Source organism: Microcoleus sp. Aus8_D2 (assembly GCF_036702665.1).
Taxonomy (GTDB): domain Bacteria; phylum Cyanobacteriota; class Cyanobacteriia; order Cyanobacteriales; family Microcoleaceae; genus Microcoleus.
Map to the genome: position 1 here is coordinate 29,923 of NZ_JAUBUN010000062.1, position 7,564 is coordinate 37,486.

The window sequence follows — 7,564 nt, forward strand, 5'->3', positions numbered from 1 at the left end:
CAAACAACAATACCAATCCGGGAGGCCGTCCTTTCGACTCTACTGTCCCCAGCAACAATAACGAGCCCGGCGGCCCTAACAACACTCGCAATAGCCCCAGCAATAATAACAATCCCGATCGTTCTTCGGAAGCTCCTGTGAGCGATCCAAACAACAATACCAATCCGGGAGGCCGTCCTTTCGACTCTACTGTCCCCAGCAACAATAACGAGCCCGGCGGCCCTGGGAACACTCGAAATGCCCCCAGCAACTAGAATAATCCCGGCCCTTCTCCCAGCTCTTCAACAGGCGAAAATTCTCCTAATTCTGTCAGCAGCAGAGATACCAACTTTGTGATGCAAGCAGGTCAAACTGGTATGCTGGAAGTGCAGCTCGGCCACACCCGGGTAAATCAAGAACTGATGCAGTTAGCAATGCAAAAGGGCCTAGAATTGCCAAAGCAGATGAGCGGCCAGAACAAAGCTTTGAGCGATCGACTTTCGAGACTCTCCGGTACAAGTTTTGACGCAGCTTACAAGCAGGCCGCGATCGACAGCCACAATCAGGCTATTGCTTTGTTTCAGGCTCAATCTCAACAGGGACAAGATCCCCAGTTAAAGGCTTGGGCTACCCAGAAATTGCCCAACCTTCAGGCGCACTTGCAAATGCTTAACCAAATGTTGGCCGATGTAAGTCAGCCCCAATAATTAATTAGCTAGAGTCCGATCGCGTGAAAGTGCGATCGGATTTTACCTTTGCTGCTGGGAAACTGAGCCTAAATTAATAATTCTCACGGGCGATCGCACTTCACTCGCCGCTGATTAATTCAAACAACAAAAAATTAGTCCTCAGTGTCCACAAAAACAGTCACAGCCGCCACAGCGATTAACATTTCATCATTTTTATCATTCAGAGAGGCGATCGCCCTTCCTGGCACAATCATCCCCCCTTGCTCCACAATCAGAGTTTTGCTACCAAAAGGCAGCACCGCCAAAACCTCATCTGGCCGCACTTGTTCCGGGTAAGGAACAGCCACCTTTACCTCAACAATCATCTGATTGGGGTCAGTCAAACCCGCCACTTCCCAGACGCCTAGGAGAGCATTATTGGCGATCGCATTTCGTACAGCCCTAGCCGCCGCCACAGTCGGTTCCTGTCCGTGCTGGTCGATACCCATCCCCATTTCAATGATGAAACATTTACGCGCCACAGTTGCCCCTTCGTTGATTTTTGTGAATAGTCGTTAGCGATGCCCTCGAAGAGGAGCGCGCTCTTTACCAAAACAATTATCAACCAAACCGACCAATATTTACATTATGCGATCGATCAATTCAAGCCGTTATATTTTTAAATTTATTTATTTTAAACAATAAAAATATTGTGGGGTGGGCCCCAGAGCCCGCCCCAAAGATGAAATTCCCATGTGCAACAGCTTAAAAACAAAATACTCATTGCAGTTAAAACAATCCAACAGCAGACCATCTCAAAACTCATAGTTCATCAGTCATTGTCAATCTAAAATCCCAAATCCAAAATCCAAAATCGCATAACTTATGGTAATATAACCAAATTCACCATTCCTCGCGGACTGCCCAACTCATCGCCAGCTTGAATCATGGATAGTTTTCTCCCCATCGCCTACTTTCAAAACCAATTTCTGCCCTTTACCGACGCCAAAATTTCCATAGCCACCCACGCCCTGCACTACGGAACCGGAGTTTTAGGCGGGTTGCGAGGAATTCCAGACCCCGAAAATGGCGATCGCATCTTACTATTTAGATTAGACCGCCACTGTCAAAGATTAAGTCAAAGTGCCAGCTTCCTCCACTGCGATATTCCCGCCGACAAAATCCAACAAGTAATCATTGATTTTGTCAAGAAAAATCAGCCCACAAAATCTTTTTATATCCGACCATTTATCTACACATCCAGTTTAGGAATAGCCCCCCGACTGCACAACGTCGAAACAGACTTCTTTGTCTACGGATTAGAACTCTCCGACTACTTACCAAAAGAAGGAGTCAACTGTAGAATTAGCTCTTGGTACCGCCAAGAAGACCGCAGTTTACCCTTAAGAGGTAAAATTAGCGGCGCCTACATCACCTCAGCCTTAGCCAAAACAGAAGCAGTAGAATCCGGCTTCGACGAAGCTATCATGATGAACACCCAGGGAAAAGTCAGCGAAGCTTCAGGGATGAACATATTTGTCGCCAGAAACGGTAAATTAGTTACTCCCGGTTTCGATCAAGATATTCTCGAAGGAATCACCAGAGATAGCGTAATCACCATCGCCCGAGACTTAGGAATAGAAGTCACAGAAAGACCCGTTGACAAATCAGAACTGTTGATTGCAGACGAGATTTTCCTGTGCGGAACCGCAGCCAAAATTACACCAATTAACCGAATAGAAAACTATCAATTGCCGAAAAACCGACCCATCACTGAAAAGATTTTGGACAAACTGACGGGAATTATCGAAAATCGCGATAGCAAGTACAAAGAGTGGGTATTTGCGATCGATCTAAATTAATATTGTAGGGTGCGTCAGTTTAGCAATTATCAATCATCACTGAAAATCCCATTCGCTCCGCACAATTTATTCGAGGAGTGCGTCAGTTTCGAGATTGTTAATTTCTTGCGAAAATCTACTTAGCTGACGCACCCTACTTCCCAATATTGTAGGGTGCGTCAGTTTCGAGATTGTTAATTTCTTGCCAAAATCTCTCTCTGACGCACCCTACTTCCCAATATTGTAGGGTGCGTCAGTTTCGAGATTGTTAATTTCTTGCCAAAATCTACTTAGCTGACGCACCCTACTTCTCAATATTGTAGGGTGCGTCAGTTTGGAGATTGTTAATTTCTTGCCAAAATCTCTCTCTGACGCACCCTACTTCTCAATATTGTAGGGTGCGTCAGTTTCGAGATTGTTAATTTCTTGCCAAAATCTACTAAACTGACGCACCCTACTTCTACGAACCGGAGAGGACTAAAGTCCTTACTACGAACCTATTTTATTCACACAAAGCAGCCACATGATGGCGAATATGATCCTCGATAAAACTCGCCACAAAATAATAGCTGTGATCGTAACCTTCCTGCATTCTTAAAGTTAGTGGCTGTCCCACTTTTGCACAAGCAGCAGCAAAGATATCCGGTAACAATTCCCCGTCAGCAAGATACGAATCAGCAGTGCCGCAGTCAATCAAAATCGGACGGTTGTACAGCTTTTCCAGAACTAATTCGCTCGCATCCCAAGCCTTCCAACTCTCCTTATCGCCCCCAAGGTAGTTAGTGAAGATTTTTTGTCCCCAAGGGCAGCGCACGGGCGCGCAAATAGGCGCAAAAGCCGAAACTGAAAGATAGCGATCGGCATTTTTCAACGCGCAAATTAAAGCCCCGTGTCCGCCCATCGAATGCCCGAAAATTCCCTGTTTTTCGCGTATCCCTGGAAAGTTTGCGGCGATTAAGTTCGGCAACTCATCAACCACGTAGCTGTACATTCGATAGTGAGAATTCCAAGGTGCCGCTGTCGCATCCACATAAAAACCCGCACCGCTTCCCAAATCCCAATCGTCGTCTTCGCCAGGAATGCCAGTATTGCGCGGGCTCGTGTCGGGCGCCACCAGCATTAACCCGTATTTTGCTGCCCATTGTTGCGCCCCAGCTTTTGCCATAAAGTTCTCTTCCGTGCAGGTTAATCCTGACAAGTAATAGAGGATTGGTACGGGTTGTGATTCGGCTTGCGGTGGCTGGTAAACAGTGAATTTCATCTCGCTGTTGCAGGCGGATGATTGATGGCTGTAAAAGCCGAGTTTGCCACCGAAACTTTTATGTTCTTTTTCTAGTTTTAGGGAGTTAGATAGCATATTATTTTCACTTCTGAATGGGATTTTTTTATTAACCGCAGAGGGCGCAGAGGGCGCAGAGGGAGAAAAGAGAGTAGTTATTCTTCCTTCTTCCCTCTGTCCGTTGACAATTGTCAATGGGTACCTTATTTTAAAATGTCAAAACTGTGCGAATTACTTTGCCTTTTTGCATTAAATCGAAAGCTTCATTGATTTTGTCGATCGGCATTACCTGAGTTACCAAACTATCAATATCAATTTTACCATCCATGTACCAATCAACAATCTTCGGGACATCAGTTCGCCCTTTCGCGCCGCCAAAAGCTGTGCCTTTCCACACCCTACCAGTTACTAATTGAAACGGGCGGGTGCTAATTTCTTGACCGGCTCCCGCTACCCCGACAATCACGCTCACGCCCCAACCTTTGTGACAGCATTCCAAAGCTTGACGCATCACATTGACATTGCCGATACATTCAAAACTGTAATCTGCTCCGCCTTTGGTTAAATCTACTAAATAAGGAACTAAGTCGCCCTCAACTTCGCGGGGATTGACAAAGTGAGTCATGCCGAATTTTTCTGCCATTGCTCGCTTGTCGGGATTCAAATCTACGCCGACAATCATGTTGGATCCTACCATGCGAGCAGCTTGAATTACATTCAATCCGACGCCGCCCAAACCAAAAACTATCACATTAGAACCAGGTTCTACTTTCGCCGTATTGATGACAGCGCCGATGCCGGTGGTGACGCCGCAGCCGATCAAACAAACTTTATCAAAAGGAGCGTCATCGCGAATTTTTGCTACGGCAATTTCTGGCAATACTGTATAATTAGCAAAGGTAGAAGTTCCCATGTAATGGAAAATTTTCTCGCCATTAATTGAAAATCTGCTCGTGCCATCGGGCATCACGCCTTGCCCTTGAGTGAGGCGAATTGCTTGACAGAGATTCGTTTTGCCGCTCAAACAATATGCGCAGTTGCGACATTCGGGAGTGTAAAGTGGAATTACCCGATCGCCCTTTTTGACACTTGTGACTCCCGCCCCCACATCCGCAACAATCCCAGCTCCCTCGTGGCCCAGAATTGCTGGAAACAAACCCTCGGGATCGGCGCCGGAAAGAGTATAAGCATCAGTGTGACAAACACCCGTCGCTTTAATTTCCACCAGCACCTCACCAGCCTGCGGCCCATCAAGATCGACCGTTTCAACGGTCAAAGGTTGACCGGCACTGCGAGCAACTGCTGCTTTTACTTTCATGCTTTCCCCCTGGGATGATTTGTTAAATGCCCCGTCAATATGTATTGTATTACTTAATATCAAAATTCACCAAATCTATGACAAAATTAATTGTAATTACTGGAGTCAGTCGCGGTCTCGGTCTCGCCATGACCGAAAATTTTATTGAATTGGGATACACAGTTTTAGGATGCGCCCGCTCTTTGACAGCCGTGGAACAACTCAAACAAAAATATGGCGCGCCTCACCATTTTACTTGTTTGGATGTCGCCAGCAACGAGCAAGTCAAAGCTTGGGCTACAGAACTTACGATGAATTACTTGCCGCCTGATTTGCTGCTTAACAATGCAGCTATCACTAATTATTCCGCGCCGCTTTGGAATATCAGCAGCGAAGAGTTTTCCCAGGTAATTGATGTTAATATTAAAGGTACAGCTAATGTGATTCGCCACTTTGTCCCGGCAATGATTGCGAAAAAAAGTGGCATAATTGTCAACTTTAGTTCGGGTTGGGGAAGGTCAACATCGCCGGAAGTCGCGCCATATTGCGCTTCTAAGTGGGCGATCGAAGGACTGACGCGATCGCTCGCCCAAGAACTCCCGCGAGGCATGGCAGCGATTCCTTTGAATCCCGGCATAATTCATACCGATATGCTGGAAATTTCTTTCGGAGAACACGCGGCAAGTTACACGCCAGTCAAAGCATGGGTGCAAAAAGCAGTGCCTTTTTTACTGAAATTGAAACCTTCGGATAATGGAATGCCGATGACCGTTCCAGGATAACAATAAAATAGTAGAATAAGATTCCCGTCTTATCCAACGCCAGAACTCTTCCCCCAAATAGCCACTGTGAACTTGCCGCTAACCTCGCCCTCGCAAACTGAAACCCGCAAAGCAGACCACCTCCGGATCTGCCTCGAAGAAGACGTACAATTTCGCGAAACTACCAGCGGACTAGAACACTACCGTTTTACTCACTGTTGTTTGCCAGAACTCGATCGCACCCAAATCGATCTCACCTCCACATTTCTCGGCAAAAAACTAGGCGCTCCCCTGCTAATTTCCTCAATGACAGGCGGCACAGAACTAGCCCAGACCATTAATTATCGCCTCGCCGATGTCGCTCAGGAATACAAACTGGCCATGGGAGTCGGTTCCCAGCGCATCATCGTAGAAAACCCTCAACTTGCTCCTACATTTGCAGTCCGTCGCCGCGCTCCAGATATTCTGCTACTCGCTAATATCGGAGCGGTTCAATTAAACTACAATTACGGTTTGGAAGAGTGCGAAAAAATCATCGATATTCTCGAAGCAGATGCCCTAATTTTGCACCTCAATCCGCTGCAAGAGTGCGTCCAAACCGAAGGCGATACTAATTTTAAAGGACTGCTCGAAAAAATTGCTAAATTGTGCGATAAATTACCAGTACCGGTGATTGCGAAAGAAGTAGGCAACGGTATTTCTGGAAAAATGGCACAGAAATTGCTGGCTGCTGGGGTAAGTGCGATCGACATTGCCGGAGCCGGAGGCACTTCTTGGGCCAAAATAGAAGGAGAGCGAGCCAAAGACAGCAAGCAGCGCAGGTTGGGTGCCACCTTTGCCGACTGGGGAATTCCGACAGCCGAGTGCGTTGTCAGCACCCGCGCCGTAGCGCCGGATGTTCCCCTGATTGCGTCTGGAGGCTTGCAAAACGGCTTGGATGCAGCCAAGGCGATCGCCCTCGGCGCGGATGTTGCGGGGCTGGCGCGGCCGTTTCTGCAAGCAGCCGCAGCATCGGAATCAGCAGCAGGTGTTCTAGCTGAGGTTTTAATTGCAGAAATCGCTACTGTGATGTTCTGTACGGGCTGCGCTAACTTGGCTCAGTTGAAGAAAGAATCGCTATATCAACACTTTCAGCATTCTGCCCCTAGTTTCTAGACACATTCTAGTCCTTTAACGTATTTGCGTCGTTACAGCAGTTGAGTTAGCTTACTTGTGCAGCCGTAAATTCTAGTCATATTCTAGGGCGTACACAGAGACCAAAAAATCCGCTAAAACCTTTTGCGAGGTGCGGACTGAGGATGAAAAATTCACTTTGAATCTAACTCATGTTTATGTTGCTTGTCAACCCTATTAGTATTAATGATTAATATTAATAGTGATGTTAGGACTCCCATGGGAAGAGGCATTGACTTCCCTGTGGGGGTCAATCCTTGAATCGGGTTTTGTTTTTGCCCACAAAACATCGATCATCGCCTGCATTGCAGAATTTTTTGCTCTTATACTGAAAAGTTCTCGTTTAGCCACATCTAACTCAATGGCAAGTAGATTCACCGCCTTAGCGATATCCGTCATTTTAAGCTCAAGATTTTCTATTTTCTCGTGGCTTTTTTTGTCGGGGGTCATAATAGTTCCTTCCTTCTTCATGTCGAATGTTTTGTCGGTGATCGCCACTAAGTTAACCTTCGGTCGAGCTATGCACACAATTCGATTGGAGGTTGGTTTCGTCAGTGCCGGAGCGC

Annotated in this window: 8 protein-coding genes and 1 pseudogene; 5 read left to right on the forward strand and 4 right to left on the reverse strand. The window is 46.6% G+C overall.

Annotated elements, in window-relative coordinates; all coding sequences use genetic code 11:
• Positions 1-254: pseudogene (locus QUB64_RS30155) on the forward strand (hypothetical protein); the annotation flags it as partial.
• 81 nt (positions 255-335) lie between these two features.
• On the forward strand, positions 336-686 hold the full coding sequence (locus tag QUB64_RS30160; protein ID WP_333269634.1) for a DUF4142 domain-containing protein: 351 nt from the start codon (positions 336-338) through the stop codon (positions 684-686).
• Positions 687-820: 134 nt separating this feature from the next.
• Here the strand turns inward: QUB64_RS30160 and QUB64_RS30165 are convergent, their stop codons facing one another.
• Positions 821-1,189, reverse strand: a complete 369-nt coding sequence (locus QUB64_RS30165; protein ID WP_333269621.1) for a Lin0512 family protein — start codon at positions 1,187-1,189, stop codon at positions 821-823.
• A 405-nt stretch (positions 1,190-1,594) separates the two neighbouring features.
• Between QUB64_RS30165 and QUB64_RS30170 the strand changes: the two genes are divergently transcribed.
• A complete protein-coding gene (locus QUB64_RS30170; protein ID WP_333269622.1) occupies positions 1,595-2,509 on the forward strand; it encodes a branched-chain amino acid transaminase in 915 nt (304 codons plus the stop codon).
• A 481-nt stretch (positions 2,510-2,990) separates the two neighbouring features.
• Here QUB64_RS30170 and fghA read toward each other — a convergent pair whose 3' ends face one another.
• On the reverse strand, positions 2,991-3,845 hold the full coding sequence (gene fghA, locus QUB64_RS30175; protein WP_333269623.1) for an S-formylglutathione hydrolase: 855 nt from the start codon (positions 3,843-3,845) through the stop codon (positions 2,991-2,993).
• A gap of 130 nt (positions 3,846-3,975) precedes the next feature.
• A complete protein-coding gene (locus QUB64_RS30180; RefSeq protein WP_333269624.1) occupies positions 3,976-5,085 on the reverse strand; it encodes an S-(hydroxymethyl)glutathione dehydrogenase/class III alcohol dehydrogenase in 1,110 nt (369 codons plus the stop codon).
• A gap of 77 nt (positions 5,086-5,162) precedes the next feature.
• On the opposite strand from QUB64_RS30180, the gene QUB64_RS30185 reads away from it, so the two are divergent.
• Together QUB64_RS30185 and fni are read left to right on the forward strand one after the other, a co-directional pair.
• Positions 5,163-5,846, forward strand: a complete 684-nt coding sequence (locus QUB64_RS30185; protein ID WP_333269625.1) for an SDR family oxidoreductase — start codon at positions 5,163-5,165, stop codon at positions 5,844-5,846.
• A 66-nt stretch (positions 5,847-5,912) separates the two neighbouring features.
• A complete protein-coding gene (fni, locus tag QUB64_RS30190) occupies positions 5,913-6,980 on the forward strand; it encodes a type 2 isopentenyl-diphosphate Delta-isomerase (RefSeq protein ID WP_333269626.1) in 1,068 nt (355 codons plus the stop codon).
• Positions 6,981-7,181: 201 nt separating this feature from the next.
• Here the strand turns inward: fni and QUB64_RS30195 are convergent.
• Positions 7,182-7,564: hypothetical protein (locus tag QUB64_RS30195; RefSeq protein ID WP_333269627.1), on the reverse strand; the 383-nt coding region annotated here is incomplete at its 5' end.